The 15,746-nt window shown below is 73.5% G+C and carries 17 protein-coding genes and 1 pseudogene; 9 read left to right on the top strand and 9 right to left on the bottom strand.

What is annotated here, in order from left to right; genetic code table 11:
- Positions 1-174: 174 nt before the first annotated feature.
- Positions 175-375: pseudogene (locus BLW04_RS28200) on the bottom strand (cold-shock protein); the annotation flags it as partial.
- Positions 376-617: 242 nt separating this feature from the next.
- Here BLW04_RS28200 and BLW04_RS07165 point away from each other — a divergent pair.
- From BLW04_RS07165 to BLW04_RS27385, 5 genes are all read left to right on the top strand, one after another.
- Positions 618-1,955: a molybdopterin-dependent oxidoreductase gene (locus BLW04_RS07165; RefSeq protein ID WP_091538084.1), complete on the top strand. Its 1,338-nt coding sequence runs from the start codon at positions 618-620 to the stop codon at positions 1,953-1,955.
- The gene (locus tag BLW04_RS07160) at positions 1,955-2,437 is read left to right on the top strand and encodes a hypothetical protein (RefSeq protein ID WP_217630886.1); all 483 of its coding nucleotides are present in this window, start codon (positions 1,955-1,957) and stop codon (positions 2,435-2,437) included. The genes BLW04_RS07165 and BLW04_RS07160 overlap by 1 nt, the downstream gene beginning before the upstream one ends.
- A 64-nt stretch (positions 2,438-2,501) precedes the next feature.
- Entirely contained in the window at positions 2,502-3,566 is a 1,065-nt protein-coding gene (locus BLW04_RS07155; protein WP_091538082.1) for a Gfo/Idh/MocA family protein, read from the top strand.
- 126 nt (positions 3,567-3,692) lie between these two features.
- On the top strand, positions 3,693-4,463 hold the full coding sequence (locus BLW04_RS07150; RefSeq protein ID WP_091538081.1) for an SDR family NAD(P)-dependent oxidoreductase: 771 nt from the start codon (positions 3,693-3,695) through the stop codon (positions 4,461-4,463).
- A gap of 552 nt (positions 4,464-5,015) precedes the next feature.
- The gene (locus tag BLW04_RS27385) at positions 5,016-5,324 is read left to right on the top strand and encodes a hypothetical protein (RefSeq protein WP_139306761.1); all 309 of its coding nucleotides are present in this window, start codon (positions 5,016-5,018) and stop codon (positions 5,322-5,324) included.
- Positions 5,325-5,337: 13 nt separating this feature from the next.
- Here the strand turns inward: BLW04_RS27385 and BLW04_RS07140 are convergent, their stop codons facing one another.
- Both BLW04_RS07140 and BLW04_RS07135 read right to left on the bottom strand, forming a co-directional pair.
- The gene (locus BLW04_RS07140) at positions 5,338-5,892 is read right to left on the bottom strand and encodes a DUF4334 domain-containing protein (RefSeq protein ID WP_091538079.1); all 555 of its coding nucleotides are present in this window, start codon (positions 5,890-5,892) and stop codon (positions 5,338-5,340) included.
- Complete coding sequence (locus BLW04_RS07135) at positions 5,889-6,419, bottom strand: Lrp/AsnC family transcriptional regulator (protein WP_091538078.1); 531 nt, start codon at positions 6,417-6,419, stop codon at positions 5,889-5,891. The genes BLW04_RS07140 and BLW04_RS07135 overlap by 4 nt, the downstream gene beginning before the upstream one ends.
- Positions 6,420-6,556: 137 nt before the next feature.
- On the opposite strand from BLW04_RS07135, the gene hppD reads away from it, so the two are divergent.
- Complete coding sequence (gene hppD, locus BLW04_RS07130; protein ID WP_091538077.1) at positions 6,557-7,762, top strand: 4-hydroxyphenylpyruvate dioxygenase; 1,206 nt, start codon at positions 6,557-6,559, stop codon at positions 7,760-7,762.
- Positions 7,763-7,799: 37 nt separating this feature from the next.
- Here hppD and BLW04_RS07125 read toward each other — a convergent pair whose 3' ends face one another.
- Positions 7,800-8,693 carry a hypothetical protein gene (locus BLW04_RS07125; RefSeq protein WP_091538076.1) on the bottom strand — a complete coding sequence of 298 codons (894 nt, stop codon included), beginning with the start codon at positions 8,691-8,693 and terminating at the stop codon, positions 7,800-7,802.
- Between the two features lie 161 nt (positions 8,694-8,854).
- Here BLW04_RS07125 and pgi point away from each other — a divergent pair, with 161 nt between their 5' ends.
- Positions 8,855-10,486, top strand: coding sequence for a glucose-6-phosphate isomerase (pgi, locus tag BLW04_RS07120; RefSeq protein WP_091538075.1), 1,632 nt, complete (start codon positions 8,855-8,857; stop codon positions 10,484-10,486).
- Between the two features lie 162 nt (positions 10,487-10,648).
- Positions 10,649-11,920: a cytochrome P450 gene (locus tag BLW04_RS07115; protein ID WP_254781149.1), complete on the top strand. Its 1,272-nt coding sequence runs from the start codon at positions 10,649-10,651 to the stop codon at positions 11,918-11,920.
- A gap of 4 nt (positions 11,921-11,924) precedes the next feature.
- On the opposite strand, the gene BLW04_RS07110 is transcribed toward BLW04_RS07115, so the two are convergent.
- The 4 genes from BLW04_RS07110 to BLW04_RS26545 form a co-directional block, all read right to left on the bottom strand.
- A complete protein-coding gene (locus BLW04_RS07110) occupies positions 11,925-12,701 on the bottom strand; it encodes a nitrilase-related carbon-nitrogen hydrolase (protein ID WP_254781148.1) in 777 nt (258 codons plus the stop codon).
- 11 nt (positions 12,702-12,712) lie between these two features.
- Positions 12,713-13,909 (bottom strand): pyridoxal phosphate-dependent aminotransferase, encoded by a 1,197-nt coding sequence (locus BLW04_RS07105; RefSeq protein WP_091538072.1) that lies wholly within the window; start codon positions 13,907-13,909, stop codon positions 12,713-12,715.
- A 156-nt stretch (positions 13,910-14,065) separates the two neighbouring features.
- On the bottom strand, positions 14,066-14,695 hold the full coding sequence (locus tag BLW04_RS07100) for a hypothetical protein (RefSeq protein WP_091538071.1): 630 nt from the start codon (positions 14,693-14,695) through the stop codon (positions 14,066-14,068).
- Positions 14,696-14,801: 106 nt separating this feature from the next.
- Positions 14,802-14,942, bottom strand: a complete 141-nt coding sequence (locus BLW04_RS26545) for a hypothetical protein (protein ID WP_175483932.1) — start codon at positions 14,940-14,942, stop codon at positions 14,802-14,804.
- A 239-nt stretch (positions 14,943-15,181) separates the two neighbouring features.
- On the opposite strand from BLW04_RS26545, the gene BLW04_RS26540 reads away from it, so the two are divergent.
- On the top strand, positions 15,182-15,355 hold the full coding sequence (locus BLW04_RS26540) for an RGCVC family protein (protein WP_175483931.1): 174 nt from the start codon (positions 15,182-15,184) through the stop codon (positions 15,353-15,355).
- A gap of 70 nt (positions 15,356-15,425) precedes the next feature.
- Here the strand turns inward: BLW04_RS26540 and BLW04_RS07095 are convergent, their stop codons facing one another.
- The gene (locus tag BLW04_RS07095; RefSeq protein ID WP_091538070.1) at positions 15,426-15,734 is read right to left on the bottom strand and encodes a hypothetical protein; all 309 of its coding nucleotides are present in this window, start codon (positions 15,732-15,734) and stop codon (positions 15,426-15,428) included.
- Between the last annotated feature and the right edge of the window lie 12 nt (positions 15,735-15,746).

Genomic DNA, 15,746 nt, shown 5'->3' with positions numbered 1-15,746 from the left:
GAACCCGAAGCCCTTCTCGGCGTTGAACCACTTCACCGTGCCCTCGGCGCCACCGCTGCCACCGCGCGGCGCACGGTCGCGGCCCGAGTCGCGGCCCGAGTCGCGCCCCCGTCCGGAGTCCCGCCCCCGGCCGGAGTCCTGCCGCACCGGGGCACGCCCCGGCGCGCCGCCGAGCGGCTGGACCCGCTCGGCCTGCGGGCCCCGGTCACCGGGCGCGGCCTCGTAGTCCACACGCTGTCCTTCGTCCAGGCTGCGGTAGCCGCCGTCCTCGGCGATGGCCGAGAAGTGGACGAACACGTCCGGCCCGCCCTCGTCGGCCTCGATGAACCCGAAGCCCTTCTCGGCGTTGAACCACTTGACCGTGCCCTGCGGCATCTTCCTACTCCTGCACTGTTCGACGTCTCTGCCGGCATCCCGACCCGCGCTGCCGCGGGAACCTCTCCGGGTGTCCTGGGACCCATCCTGCCCCGTCCCGGGCCCGGCTGTGCCGGAAGCGCGTCCGCTCCCGACCGCGGGCCGGTCAGCCCGTCGGACACCGGGCGCTGCCTGCCTCAGCTCGCCCCCGTCGAGTGTCGCGCCGCTGGATCATCTGCTACGCATCAGGGGGAGGACCATCGATGACCGATCAGCAGGACCATGCCCCGCCGACCGATGCAGCGCGGCCCCGCTCGCCACGATGGGTGCGCTGGATCGGGGAGCATCCCCCGCCGGGGCCGACCCGACGGGGCTTCTGGCGCAGCCCGATCCGGGGACCGTGGCTGACCGCCGTCTTCGGTCTCGTCCTGCTCATCGGCATCACCATCGTGTTCGTCACCGGCCTGCTGTCCTACGCGGCGTACAACCCCGACCTCGGCAGCAACGACCTGACGCCGGACAAGGGTCTCCTCGGCTTCTACCTGTTCCACTGGCCCACGCAGCCGTACTGGCTCTACCGGTTCACCCAGGGGGTGCACGTCACGCTCGGGCTGATCCTCGTCCCGGTCCTGCTGGGCAAGCTGTGGTCGGTCATCCCGAAGCTGTTCGACTGGCCTCCGGTGCGGTCACCTGCCCAGTTCCTGGAACGGATCTCCCTGCTCCTGCTGGTCGGCGGGGCGGTGTTCGAGTTCGTCACCGGCATCGTGAACATCCAGTACTGGTACGTCTTCCCGGCGTCCTTCTACACGGTCCACCTCTACGGCGCCTGGATCTTCATCGCCGCCTTCGCCGCCCACGTGGCCCTGAAGTCCCGGCGCATGGTGACCGCCCTGCGTTCACGGAGCTTCCGGGACGAGCTACACACCGACACCGCCCACACCCGGCCCGAGCCACCGGATCCCGACGACCTGGTCAGCCCGAACCCGGCCGCCCCGACGATCTCCCGGCGGGGCGCCCTGGGCCTGGTCGGTGCCGGTTCACTCACCGTCCTGCTGCTGACCGTGGGGCAGAGCATCGGCGGTGCGCTGCGGCCCACTGCACTGCTCGCTCCCCGCGGGCAGACCCTCGGCCACGGGCCGAACGACTTCCAGATCAACAAGACCGCGGAGGAGGCGGCGATCAGCACGGCGGAGACCGACGGCTGGCAGCTGGAGCTCCGCGGCGGCGGGACGTCGATGACCCTGACCCGCGACGACCTGCTGGCGATGCCGCAGCACACGGCACACCTGCCGATCGCGTGCGTGGAGGGCTGGTCGACCCGGAACCAGGCCTGGACCGGGGTGCAGCTGCGGGACCTCGCCCGCCTCGCCGGGGCCCCCGAGCCGGGCAGCGTCCTCGTGGAGTCGATCCAGACCGGAGGGCTGTTCCGGTCGGCGACGCTGCGGCGCAACCAGGTCCTCGACCCGGACAGCCTGCTGGCGCTGCGGGTGAACGATGCCGACCTGTCCCTGGACCACGGTTATCCGGCCCGGGTGATCGTGCCGAACAACCCCGGCGTCCACAACACCAAGTGGGTCGGCCGACTGGACTTCCAGGCCTGATGATGCGACGTTTCCGTGCCCGCTACGGCGCCCATCCCCTGCACCTGCTGACGATGCTGGCCAGTCTCGCGCTCGCCGGGTACGCCGCACTGAAACTGGTGCCGGCCAATCCCCTCGGCATCGCAGTGTGGTTCATCGGCGCGGCGATCGCGCACGACCTCCTGCTGCTTCCGCTGTACTCCGTCGTCGACAGCGGGCTGGTCCACGCGTGGCGGCGGCGCGGAGCACCCGAGCTTCCGCAGGCTCCGTGGATCAACTACCTGCGGGTGCCACTGGCCCTGTCTGCGGTGCTCCTCCTGCTGTACGCACCGCTGATCTTGCAGTTCGCCGGCCACCGCTACGCGGTGACCACGAGCATGTCCACCGACCCCTACCTGGAGCACTGGCTGCTGATCACCGCGGCGTTGTTCGGCCTGTCCGCCCTCGGTTACGCCGTCCGGCTGCGCCGGAGCCGGCGGCAGCATGCCCGGCCCTCAGGCTGATCCCTCCACCGACCCGGTCCCTCCACCGACCCGGCGTGCCGGTCGTGCGGACGCCGGAGCTGCCATGATCGAGGACGACACGGCGGATGACACCACCCCGGTCCGGTTCGGCCTGGTCGGCTACGGCTTCGGCGGGCGGTACTTCCACGCCCCGCTGCTGGCCGCTGCCCCGGAGTGCGAGCTCGTCGGGGTGGTCACCGCCTCTCCCCAGCGTCGCGAGCAGGTGCGCCGGGAGCACCCCGGCGTGCCCGCCGTCGACTCCCTCGAGGCGCTCGCGGCCGCCGGTGTCGAGGCGGTGGCCATTTCAACTCCGGCCGACACCCACACGGCGCTCACCGACCGGGCCCTGGAGCTGGACCTGGCCGTCGTCTGCGACAAGCCGTTCGCCCTCGACGCCGCGGCCGCGCGGACCAGCGTGCAGCTCGCCGAACGCCGCGGCCTGGCGCTCGCGCCGTACCAGAACCGGCGGTGGGACTCCGACTTCCGCACCGTCTCGGCGCTGGTGGCCGACGGCGCGCTGGGGAAGGTGACCCGGTTCGAGTCCCGGTTCGAGCGGCTGGCGCCCGACGCCGGTCCCGGCGCCTCCGGTGGCGGCACGCTGCTGGACTTCTGCAGCCACCTGGTCGACCAGGCCCTGGTGTTGTTCGGGCCGGTCGACACGGTCTACGCGGAGTGGCGGCTGCGGGACACCGGCCTGGACGACGACGTGTTCCTGGCCCTCACCCACACCGGCGGCACCCGATCGCAGCTGTGGGGCAGCTGGAGCCAGGGCGCACCGGGGCCGCGGTTCCGGGTGACCGGGTCGGCCGGCAGCTACATAGTGGGCACCGACGGCGGCATCGACGGCCAGGAGGACGCTCTCGTCGCCGGGCGGACGCCGGCCACCCAGGGCACTGAGTGGGGTGTGGAAACGGCCGAGCGGTGGGGCCGGGTGCACCGGGGAGACCCCGGCGAGCCGGTGCGCACGCTGCCCGGCGCGTGGGACACCTTCTACCCCGCGTTCGCCGCCGCCGTGCGCGGCCGGGGACCGGTGCCGGTCGACCCCCGCGACGCCGTCGCCACCGCGGTCGTGCTGGACGCCGCCCGGCGCAGCGCCACCGACGGCGTCGTGGTGAACCTGCCGGGCTGAGCGCGCCCCGCCGGGCAGTGGCAGGGTGAGGACGACGAAGCCCCGCACCGACGATGACGGAGCAGCACCGATGAGGCGCTTGACAGCACGACGTGGGCGTTCCGTTCCTACACCGGAGGTGCGTCGATGAGCGAGCGCACAGTCCTCGACATGTTCTCCCTCGACGGGCGGGTGGCGATCGTGACCGGCGCGTCGTCCGGGCTGGGCGCGGTGTTCGCCCGCGCGTTGGCCGAGGCCGGTGCTGACGTCGTCCTCGGCGCCCGCCGGGCCGAGCGGCTGGCCGACACGGTGGCGACGGTCGAGGCGGTGGGCCGGCGCGCGCTCGCCGTCCGCACCGACGTGACCTCGCCGGAGGACTGCCAGGCCCTCGTCGACGCGGCCGTGGCCGAGTTCGGCAAGGTCGACGTGCTGGTCAACAACGCCGGCGTGGGCACCGCCGTCCCGGCCACCCGGGAGACCCCCGAGCAGTTCCGCGAGGTCGTGGACGTCAACCTGCACGGCTGCTACTGGATGGCCCAGGCCTGCGGACGGGTGATGCAGCCGGGCAGCTCCATCGTCAACATCTCCAGCGTGCTGGGGCTGACCACGGCCGGGCTGCCGCAGGCGGCCTACGCCGCGAGCAAGGCGGGGCTGATCGGGCTCACCCGGGACCTCGCCCAGCAGTGGACCGGGCGCCGGGGCATCCGGGTCAACGCGCTGGCGCCGGGGTTCTTCACCTCCGAGATGACCGACTCCTACGCCGCGGGCTACCTGGAGTCGCAGTTGCCGCGGGTGCTGGTCGGCCGGATGGGCGATCCGATGGAGCTGGCGGCCGCGCTGGTGTTCCTGGCCAGCGACGCCGGCGGGTACGTCACCGGCGCCACGCTGCCGGTCGAGGGCGGCATGCTCACCAGCTGACCCGGCCCAGGCAGCCGGCGACCCCGCGGCCGGGTGGCCGTCGGCCCGGCAACGGTCGCCGCACCGGCGGTCAGGAAGGCCACCGGGAGCCAGCCGCTCGGGCCGTCGCCGACGATGCCGGCGGCGATGGCCGGGGAGAACCCGCCCAGCGCGAAGCCGATCTGGGTGCCGATGGCCATGCCGGAGTACCGGGGTCGCCGACGGCACGCAGGTCTTCTCCACCCGCACCCACCCCCGGCGGCTGGCCGGCGGACTTCCTGCCCACCGGCGCGACGGACGGCGGCGGTGCCGGGCTGACCGGCGTCGACCACGTCGGGCTCACCCAGCCCTTCGACGCCTTCGACGAGGTCGGGCTGTTCTCCCGGGCGGTGCTGGGCCTGGATCCGCAGCCGGTCACCGAGGTGCCAGCGCCCCTCGGGATGGTGCGCTCCCGCGCCGTCACCCGGCCCGACAGGGCCGTCCGGCTGACCCTCAGCGTGGCCGCGCTCCGCCGCGGCGGCTGGGCGCCGGGGTCCCCTACCCCCAGTCGTCGCCTTTGCCACCGACGACGTGGTGGCCACCGCCCGGGTCCTGCGGGCCGCGGAAGCCCTGCTGCTGCCGCTGCCGGCCAACTACGCCGACGACCTCGACGCCCGCTTCGACCTGGACCCTGCGCTGCTGGCCGCCGTCCGGGAGTACGGCCTGATGTACGACGAGGACGACGTCGGCGCGTACCTGCACCTGGCCACCGAGGTGCTCGGCGACCGGGTGTTCTTCGAGGTCGTGCAGCGGCTCGGCGGCTACGACAGGCACGGCCTCGTCGACACGCCCGTGCGGATGGCCGCCCACCGCCGGCGGCGGCTGCGGGGCGCCGCTCGCTGACCGCCCGGGTCGGTCAGGCCGGCGGGTCGCGGCGCAGCACGAAAGGGAACGGCGCCGGCATGCCCCGCAGGTCCATCAGCCCGAGCAGCGTGTCGGCGGAGACCCGCCGGAAGGCGTCGACCACCGGCAGCCGGTCGTAGACCAGCGCCGCGGTCAGCACGCCGCGGTGCTCCAGCCGGCTCAGCCGCGCCTGCGGCCGGTCGGTGCGCAGCAGCGGACGGACGGCGGCGAACCCGTGCCGGGCCACGGGGCTGCGCAGCAGGCCCGGCACGGCGCGCAGCAACCACAGCGGCGCCAGCGTCGGGTCGAGCGGGTGCGGCACGCCTGCCCTGTCGGGGAACAACAGCGGGTGGACCGTCTCCGCGTCGATGGCCTCCTTGCCGTACCAGCGATGGGCGCTCAGCAGGCCGTCGAACGGGTGCCCGGTGGGCAGTTCGGCGCTCCGCCACCGGCCGAACATCCCGGGCAGGTCCACCGGCGGCAGCGCGTCGAACCAGGCGAGGACGACGGCGGGCCGGGCGCCGTCCTGGAGCTCACGGAGCCGCTCTTCCAGATCCGCCGGTGTCATCGTGCGGCGCCCGCCGTCCCGGAGCGGTAGGCCGGCGCGCGACCGGCCGGGCGGGCGCCGCCGGCCGCCAGCAGCGGCAGGGCCCGGCGCGGCACCAGCTCGGAGAGCACGATGACACTGGTGGAGCGGACGACACAGCTCGACCGCCCCAGCCGGAGCAGGATCTCCTGCAGCGCGCCGTGGGACTCCGCGGCGACCCGGCACAGCACGTCCCCCGCGCCGGTGGTCGCGTGGGCCTCGAGCACACCGGGGATGGCCGCCAGGTCCGCGGTCACGTCGTCCAACGCGCCCTGGGCGATCTCCAGGGTGACGAAGGCCTGCACCGCGAAGCCCGCGGCGCCCAGGTCGATCTCCGGGCCGTAGCCGGTGATCACGCCGGACTCCTCCAGGCGCTGCAGCCGGGCCTGCGCCGTTGCCCGCGCGACGCCCACCCGCCGGGACAGTTCGAGCACCCCCGACCGCGGGCTCTTGGTCAACGCGCTTAGCAGCGCCAGGTCCAGCGCGTCCACACCGCCACCTCCGGTCATCGGACCCTCCGCTCTGCCGCCCACTCAGCTGGTCAACCTGACTAGCTGGACGTGGTGCGTCAGACACAGAGTGACCGGACCGGGCAGTTCGCGCCAGACATCTTGCCCACCTGGGCTTTCCGATGTGCGCTGTCCTCATGAGCCTGGAACAGACGTTGACCGACGACGAGAAACTCGCGGAGCTGAGCCTGGCGGAACTTCAGCAGCTGGTCGGGCTGGTCGACTACGACGCCTCGCGGGACCCCTTCCCGGTCAGCGGCTGGGACGCGCTCGTCTGGGTGGTCGGCAACGCCACCCAGACGGCGCACTACTTCTCCTCCGCCTACGGCATGGACCTGGTCGCCTACTCCGGCCCGGAGACCGGCAACCGTGACCACCACTCCTACGTGCTCACCAGCGGGGCGGCCCGGTTCGTCGTCACCGGCGCCTACGACCCGGCCAGCCCGCTCGCCGACCACCACCGCCGGCATGGTGACGGCATCGTCGACATCGCGCTGGCCGTGCCCGACGTCGACCGGTGCGTGGCCCACGCCGCGGCCAGCGGCGCGACCGTCCTCGAGCAGCCGCACGACGTCACCGACGAGCACGGGACGGTCCGGCTGGCGGCCATCGCCACCTACGGTGAGACGCGCCACACGCTGGTCGACCGGTCCCGCTACAACGGTCCGTACCTGCCCGGCCACGTCGCCCGCAGCTCGACCTTGGTGAAGCGGCCCGGTGCGCCCAAGCGCCTGTTCCAGGCCATCGACCACGTCGTCGGCAACGTCGAGCTGGGCGCGATGGACACCTGGGTGGCCTTCTACAACCGGGTCATGGGGTTCACGAACATGGCCGAGTTCGTCGGGGCGGACATCGCGACCGACTACTCGGCGCTGATGAGCAAGGTGGTCTCCAGCGGCAACCACCGGGTGAAGTTCCCACTCAACGAGCCGGCCGCAGGCAAGAAGAAGTCGCAGATCGACGAGTACCTGGAGTTCTACGACGGGCCCGGCGCGCAACACGTCGCACTGGCCACCAACGACATCCTCGGCACCGTCGACGCGCTGCGGGCCGAGGGCGTGGCCTTCCTCGCCACGCCGGACTCCTACTACGAGGACCCGGCGCTCCGGGCGCGGATCGGCGAGGTGCGGGTCCCGATCGAGGAGCTCCAGTCCCGCGGCATCCTGGTCGACCGAGACGAGGACGGATACCTGCTGCAGATCTTCACCAAGCCCCTCGGTGACCGGCCGACGGTGTTCTTCGAGCTGATCGAGCGGCACGGGTCGCTCGGGTTCGGGATCGGCAACTTCAAGGCCCTGTTCCAGGCCATCGAGCGAGAGCAGGAGCAGCGCGGAAACTTCTGACCGCGCGCCCTCTCCCGCTCTCGACGCCGAAAGGGGGTCACCCGGTGGGCTGGGGCGCTCCCACCGCCGCCTGGGTGGACTCCGCGGGCAGGTTTGTGGCCAGGGCGTCCAGTGCCTCGCTGATCTGGTCGGTCAGCCGGTGCAGCGACTCCCGTGCCCGGTCCCGCCGGGCCAGCAGCTCGCCGACCTCCCGCTGCGCCGCCGCCATCTGCAGCGCGGCGGCGGCTGCCTCCTTGTGGAGCTGCTGCCGTGCCTGCTCCTCCGCCCGCGCCCGCCGGGCCGCGGACTCCCGCTCCAGGCGGTCGCGCTCCTGCGCGGCCCCGACGGCGAGCCGGTGCTGCTCGGCGAGCGCGGCGGCCCGCAGCTCGACCGCCTGCGCCTGGGCCCGTTCCAGCAGCTCGGCCGCCTCGGCGCGGGCCCGGGCCGCCGCCTCGGTCTCCGCCGCGGCGGCGTCCTCCGCCTCGCGGGCCCGCCCCAGCATCGCGGTGGCGTAGGTCCGTGCCCGGTCGACGAGCTGGTCGGCCTCGGCTGCGCCGGCCGCGGTGAGCGCCGCCGCCTCGTCGGCCGCGATCTCCAGCACCTGCGCCATCCGGTCGGAGACCCGGAGGACGTCGCGGCCGTCCTCGGACCGTGCCAGCTGCCGCTGGATCCGCTCGAGCTCGACCGAGCAGGCGCCGAAGCGGGCGGCCAGCTCGTCGGCGGACCGGCGGGCCGCGCGCAGCTCCCGCTCGGCCCAGGAGACGTAGCTGTCCACCTGCCACCGGTCGTAGCCCCGCACCGCGCCCCGGAAGGAGGGCAGGAAATCCAGCACGCTGTCCAGGTCGCCCCGCAGGTTGGGCCGGCGTGGTGGCGCGACGGGCCCGTCGGCCGGGCGGCCGGCGTCCGGCTCCGGAACGCCGGCGAGGTCGACGGCTTCGGCGTGTGTGGTCATGTCGACTCCCCCAGACCCCCGTCCTGGTGACCATGGTGGCCCCGCCGACCCTCCAGGCACCAGACCGTCCGACCCCGTGAGGAAACCGTGACCTGGCGGCGCGGGGCCGCCCGGAGACCTGGGAGGGTGTGCGGAGGACGACGGCCGGGCAGGAGGATGGCATGCAGATCCACGAGACGCCCGAGTGGCGGGCCCTGGCCGAGCACCACGCGCAGGTCCGGGACGTGCACCTGCGGGAGCTGTTCGCCGACGACCCCGACCGGGGCACCGCGCTGACCGTCTCCGCCGGCGACCTGTACCTCGACTACTCCAAGAACCGGCTGACCGCCGAGACCGTCCAGCGGCTGGTCGCCCTCGCCGAGCGGGCGGGCCTGCGGGAACGCACCGAGGCGATGTTCGCCGGCGAGCACATCAACAGCACCGAGGACCGCGCCGTCCTGCACACCGCGCTCCGCGATCCGCGCACGAGCGGGGTCGTGGTCGACGGGCAGGACGTCGCCGCCGACGTGCGCGAGGTGCTGGACCGGATGGCCGACTTCGCCGACCGGGTGCGCGGCGGCGCGTGGACCGGGCACACCGGCGAGCGGATTCGCGCGGTGGTCAACATCGGCATCGGCGGCTCGGACCTGGGGCCGGCGATGGCCTACCTGGCGCTGCGGAACTACTCCGACCGGTCGCTGACCTTCCGGTTCGTCTCCAACATCGACCCCACCGACCTGGCCGAGGCCACCCGCGACCTGGACCCGGCCAGCACGCTGTTCATCGTCGCCTCGAAGACCTTCACCACCCAGGAGACGCTGACCAACGCCACCGGGGCCCGCCGCTGGCTGCTAGACGGGCTGGGCGGCGACGACGCGGCGGTGGCGAAGCACTTCGTCGCGGTGTCGACCAACGCGCAGAAGGTGGCTGCCTTCGGCATCGACACCGCCAACATGTTCGGCTTCTGGGACTGGGTGGGCGGGCGGTACTCCTTCACCTCCGCCATCGGCCTGTCCCTGATGGTCGCGATCGGGCCGGACCACTACCGGGAGATGCTCGACGGGTTCCACACCATGGACGAGCACTTCCGCACCGCGCCCTATGAGGAGAACCTGCCGGCACTGCTCGGCCTGATCTCGCTCTGGTACATCGACTTCTTCGGCACCCAGACCCAGGCTGTGCTGCCCTACTCGCAGTACCTCGCCCGGTTCCCCGCCTACCTGCAGCAGCTGTGCATGGAGTCCAACGGCAAGTCCGTCCACCTGGATGGGACGCCGGTCGATGTCGCCACCGGCGAGATCGTCTGGGGCGAACCCGGCACCAACGGCCAGCACGCCTTCTACCAACTGCTGCACCAGGGCACCGTGCTCGTGCCGGCCGACTTCCTGGCGTTCGCCCAGCCCGACCACGACCTGGACGGCATGCACGACCTGTTCCTGGCCAACTTCCTGGCCCAGCCCCGGGCGCTCGCCTTCGGCCGGACCGCCGAGGAGGTCGCCGCCGAGGGAACTGCGGCTGCGGTGGTCCCACACCGGGTGATGCCGGGCAACCGCCCCTCGAACGCGATCGTCGCGCAGAAGCTCACCCCGCACGTCCTCGGCCAGCTGGTGGCCGCCTACGAGCACCGGGTCTTCACCCAGGGCGTGGTGTGGGGCATCAACTCCTTCGACCAGTGGGGTGTCGAGCTGGGCAAGGTCATGGCCGCCGAGCTCGCGCCGAAGCTGCAGAGCGAGGGTGCGCCGGAGTACGACTCGGACTCCTCCACCGATGCGCTGGTCAGGCTGCTGCGCGAGGGCCGTGGCCGGCCGGCCTGAGCCGGGGCCCCCGGCGCCCCGCCGCACCGGGGGAGGTGCTTCCGCCGGGGTCACGATCTCTGAGATCGTCAGCCGCGTGCACTCCCCCCGTCCGAGCCCGCTGACCTCCCCCGATCGTCGCGCCCTCGATGCCCGCCAGGCAGTGGCCGGGTGACGGGTGCGGTGCGGACACGCGCCCGGGCCTGGGTCAGCAAGCTGGTCGCCCGGCGGATCCAGCGGCGGGGCATCGACCTGTCCCAGCTGTCGTTCATCCCGGCCCCGACGAAGGTGCCGCTGCAGCGCACCGGGCTGGACCCGCTCCCCCGGATCGCCGAGCTGCGCGCGGCCGGCCCGCTGTCCCGGTTGCCGCTGCCCTTCGACTTCACCGTGCACCTGCTCACCGGCTTCGCGGAGACCCGCACGGTGCTGGCCGACCGGGACAGCTACAGCAACGACATCCGGCACCTGCTCGGCGGATTGGGCCACACCGCGGCCGAGGACGTCGGCGGCCTGGGCTTCACCGATCCGCCGCTGCACACCCGGCTGCGCAAGATCGTCACGCCGGAGTTCACGATGCGCCGGCTGGCCCGGTTGGAGCCGCTCATCGAGGAGGTCGTGGCCCGGCAGCTCGACGCGCTGGCCGCGGCCGGGTCACCGGCGGACCTGGCCCGCGAGGTGTCCTTCCCCGTGCCGTTCCAGACCATCTGCGACCTGCTCGGCCTGGACCTGCTGGACCGGGACGCCTTCGCCCGGCTGGGCACCCAGCGCTTCGACGCCACCGGCGGCGCCGCGGGGGCCTTCGGGGCGGTCTCCGAGCAGCGGGCGTTCCTCTTCGACGCGGTGGCCCGCCAGCGCACCGAGCCCGGCCCCGGCCTGATCGGGCAGATCATCCGCGAGGAGGGCGACGCGATCTCCGACGTCGACCTCGCCGGGCTGGCCGACGGCGTCTTCACCGGCGGCTACGAGACCACCGCCGGGATGATCTCGCTCAGCACCCTGGTGCTGCTGCGCGACCCCGCCTACGCCGCCGCCGTCCGGGACGGTTCACGGGCCGACGTCGACCGGGTCGTGGAGGAGCTGCTGCGCTACCTGTCGGTCGTGCAGGTGGCCTTTCCGCGCTTCGCCAAGCGCGACATGCAGCTGTTCGGCACCCCGCTGCGGGCCGGCGACGTGGTCATCGCCTCGCTGAGCGGGGCCAACCGCGACCCGGTCTGGGCCGGCGCGGACCCCGACGCGTTCGACCCGGCCCGGGTGCCGGCCAACGGCCACCTCGCCTTCGGCCACGGCATCCACCGCTGCATCGGCGCGGAACTGGCCCGGATGGAGCTGCGGATCGTGCTGCCGGCGCTGCTCCGCCGCTTTCCCGACCTGGCCCTCGCCGTTCCGCAGCAGGAGCTCGGTTTCCGGCAGCTGTCCTTCGTCTACGGCGTCGACGAGCTCCCCGTCCGGTTCTGAGCCGTCAGCCGCGCCGGTCGGCCAGCCAGTGGAACCGATCACGGGCCGCGGTGACCACGGCCGGGTCCACGTCGGCGAGCACGATCGTCTCGACGCCGGCCGCGGTGGCCAGCAGCTCGCCCATCGGGTCGACGATGCGGCTGTCGCCGGCGTGCTCGCTGCCGTCGCCGGCCGTGCCGATCCGGTTGCAGCCGACCACGTAGGCCTGGTTCTCGATCGCCCGGGCCTGCAACAGGGTCTGCCAGTGGGCGCGCCGGGGGCTCGGCCAGTTCGCCGGCACCAGGTACACGTCGGTATCCGGCGCCGCGCGCCAGAAGACGTTCCCGAACCGCAGGTCGTAGCAGACGAACAGGGTGATCCGCAGGCCGCCGACCTCGACGGTGACCGGGCCGTCGCCGGCCCGGAAGTGCTCGTGCTCCCCGGCGTGGGTGAACGGGTGCAGCTTGCGGTAGCGGTGCGTGATGCCGTCCGGCCCGGCCAGCACGAAGGAGTTGTAGGGCAGCTCGCCGTCCGCTCCTCCACCGGCCGCTCCGCTGCCGTCCGCGGAGATTTCCGGGCAGCTGCCGCCGACCCAGACGCCGTGCTCGGCGGCCTGCCCCAGGAGGAACTGCGCCGACGGACCGCCCTCGGGCTCCCCGATGCCGGGGGTCATCGAGAACCCGGTGGAGAAGGTCTCGGTGAGCAGCACCAACTCTGCCCCCGCCCCCGCCGCCCGGGCCACCTGCGGGGCGAGCCGGGCGAAGTTGGCGTCCCGGTCCTCCCACACGATGTCGTGCTGCACCGCCGCAATCCTCATTCGGCGCTCCCCATCCTCGTCAGCCGCTCGACCGCCTCGACGAGCACCTCGTCGCGCTTGCAGAAGGCGAAGCGCACCAGGTGCCGCCCCAGTTCGGCATGGGCGGGGTCGTAGAACACCACACTCGGGACGGCGACCACCCCGGCGCGCGCGGGCAGCGCCCGGCAGAAGGCCAGCCCGTCGCCGTCGGGCTGCACGGGCCGGACGTCGACCGTGGCGAAGTAGGTGGCCTCCGGGCTGACGACCGGCAGGCCGGCCCGCGCCAGCCCGGACACCAGCACGTCGCGACGCCGCTGCAGGTCCGCGGCGATCCCGGTGAAGTACGCGTCGGGCAGCCGGAGCCCGGCGGCGATCGCCGGCTGGAACGGGCCGCCGCTGACGTAGGTGAGGAACTGCTTGGCCGTCCGGACGGCGGACACCAGCGGCGCCGGGCCGCACACCCAGCCGATCTTCCAGCCGGTCGTGCTGAACGTCTTGCCGCCGCTGCTGACCACCAGGGTGCGCTCCCGCATGCCCGGCAGCGTGGCGATCGAGACGTGCTTGGTACCGGCGAAGACCAGGTGCTCGTAGACCTCGTCGGTGAGCACCAGCAGGTCCGCGTCGGTGGCGAGCGCGGCGACGGCGGCCAGCTCTTCGGGGGTAAAGACCTTGCCGGTCGGGTTGTGCGGGGTGTTCAGCAACAGCAGCTTCGCCCGCGGCGTGACCGCCGCGGTCAGCTCCGCGGGGTCGAAGGCCCACGCACCGGTACCGTCCGGCGGCGGCCGCAGCGGCACCGGCCGCAGTACGCCCCCGGCCATGGCGACCGCCGCGGCGTAGCTGTCGTACATCGGCTCGAACAACACCACCTCGTCACCGGGCTCCAGCAGCGCCAGCAGGGCGGCGGTGAGCGCCTCGGTGGCCCCGGCGGTCACCAGCACCTCGTCGGCCGGGTCGTAGGGCAGCCCGGAGAACCGCTGCTGGTGCTCGGCGATCGCCTCGCGGAGCTCGGGGTGGCCGGGGCCGGGCGGGTACTGGTCGTACGGCGTCCCGATCGCGGCGCGGGCCACGTCCAGCACCGCCGCCGGACCGGGTTGGTCGGGAAAGCCCTGGCCCAGGTTCACCGAGCCGGTGGCCAACGCCAGGGCGCTCATCTCGGCGAACACCGTCGTCCCGAAGCCCTGCAGCCGGTCGGCCAGGTACGGCGCACGGGTCACCGGGCCATCTTGCACCGGGCCGGCCGGGTGGCAACCGTCAGGGCCGGACGGCGGCCCACAGCGCGCACGGGAGCACCGGGCGTAGGACGACCTGGCAGCCGGCGAACAGCGCGATCCGTCTGCCACCCGGTCCCGTCGGACGAGGCCTGCCGCCGGTCAGTCGGTCAGGATCGTCTCGCCCTTGACGAACCACGCGACGCCGAAGGCGATGACCGCCAGCGACTCCAGGTAGAACACCGGGTGCACGGCGGCCATCCAGCCGTCGTCGGGCAGTGCGCCGGTGACCGCGGCCAGCGCCACCGAGATCAGGATCGTCGCCCCGCACACCCGATAGACGGCGTTGCGCTGTCGTTTGCGCGCGGTCGGCGGCAGGTCGGGGTGCGTGCGGGTGAACAGTGCCAGGCAGAACCAGGCCAGGGTCAGGAAGAACGTCGCGGCGCAGATCAGGTGCACGACTCCCACCGGGTCGACACCGCCGGATGCGCCGGCCGGGGTGGAGGGGAACAGCGCCACGCCGACCGCCGCCAGCCCGGCGACCGTCCCGGCGACGGCGTCCGGCCGGTCGTACCGGTACGAGGCCAGGAAGACCGCCATCGCGCACAGGCTGCCGACCAGCACGTCGCGCATGCCGGAGTAGTAGTAGTCGCTGATCGTGGGATGCAGGCCCGACCCGTCGACCACCAGCCCACCGACGGCCAGGGTGAGCGGCAACGCCAGACCGATGACGCCGACGGACCGGCGCAGCGCCAGGTAGGACAACACCAGCCCGGCCCGCCGCTCGCCCATGCCACTCTCCCCCGTCGCGCTCCGCTCCCCGGCGCAGTCTGCGGCAGTCGCGGCGGCGATGCCGGCCGCACGGGACCTCGTTTCCTCGAGGAGCTGGCCCGCCGGGTCAGTGCTTCTTGACCACACTCCGGGCCAGCCGTTCCATGCCCGAGGGGGCCTCCGCGTCGGCCTTCTTGGCCGCCCGCTTCTGCTTGAGCGAGACGGCCGACTTCTTCGACAGGGATGCGCGAGGCGACTTGTCGACCATGGGGACTCCCTCATACGGAGCCGATCGGCTCCAGGACGGCTGACGCTACGCCGGCCGGCGGTCCGCGCGGGCCCGCCCGGGCACGCGACCCGCCACCATCAAGCGGCTCGCCGGTCGACTGCCCGGCTGCGCCCGTCCGGCGTAGCGTGCTGGACACGGTCCCCTCGTACCCCGGTCCGCGCCGGACCGGGAGCTCCTCAACACCGCCGGACAGCCGGCGGAGTCAGGCCGCTGCCGCCATGACCGTCCCCACCACCACCACCACCCCCGTCCTCGAGCCGGCCCCCGTCGACCAGACCGGATGCGCGGCCTGCCCGCACCCGCTGACCGAGCACGACCCGATCGGACTGCGGTTCTGCCGGGCGACCTCGTCCGGCACCGTCAGCCGGGGCTGCGTCTGCCGCTCCGCCTGATCGCCGGGCCGGCCGGCCCGGGCGACCCGGCAGGGGCCGGGCGCGGTCGCCTGATCCCCGGGCGCCCCGATCAGCCGAGGAGCAGGCGGGCGACCGCCAGGGCCCCGGCTGGTCCCGGCCGGTTCCCCGCGGCGCGCAGCCACGCCGCGAGCGGACCGCCCACGGCCGGTGACAGGGTCGCGATCCACTCACCGGTGTGCGCCCGGACCTCGGCGACGTGCTCGGTGGAGCCGTCGCCGAACCGGGCGACCACCTGGGGCCGGCTCCCGAGCAGACCGGTCAGCTGCCACGATCCGGCGGTCGTCCGGGCGGCGAGCGACTCGATCCGGTCGGCGGCGGCGAGCAGGACCGCGGCGCCGTCGTCGGGGGCGTCGTCCACGGGGAGAGTGTG

The sequence above is a fragment of the Modestobacter sp. DSM 44400 genome, from assembly GCF_900107175.1.
Classification (GTDB): Bacteria; Actinomycetota; Actinomycetes; order Mycobacteriales; family Geodermatophilaceae; genus Modestobacter.
The sequence above is the reverse complement of the archived record's forward strand: the minus strand, read 5'-3'. Positions and strand labels throughout refer to the sequence as shown.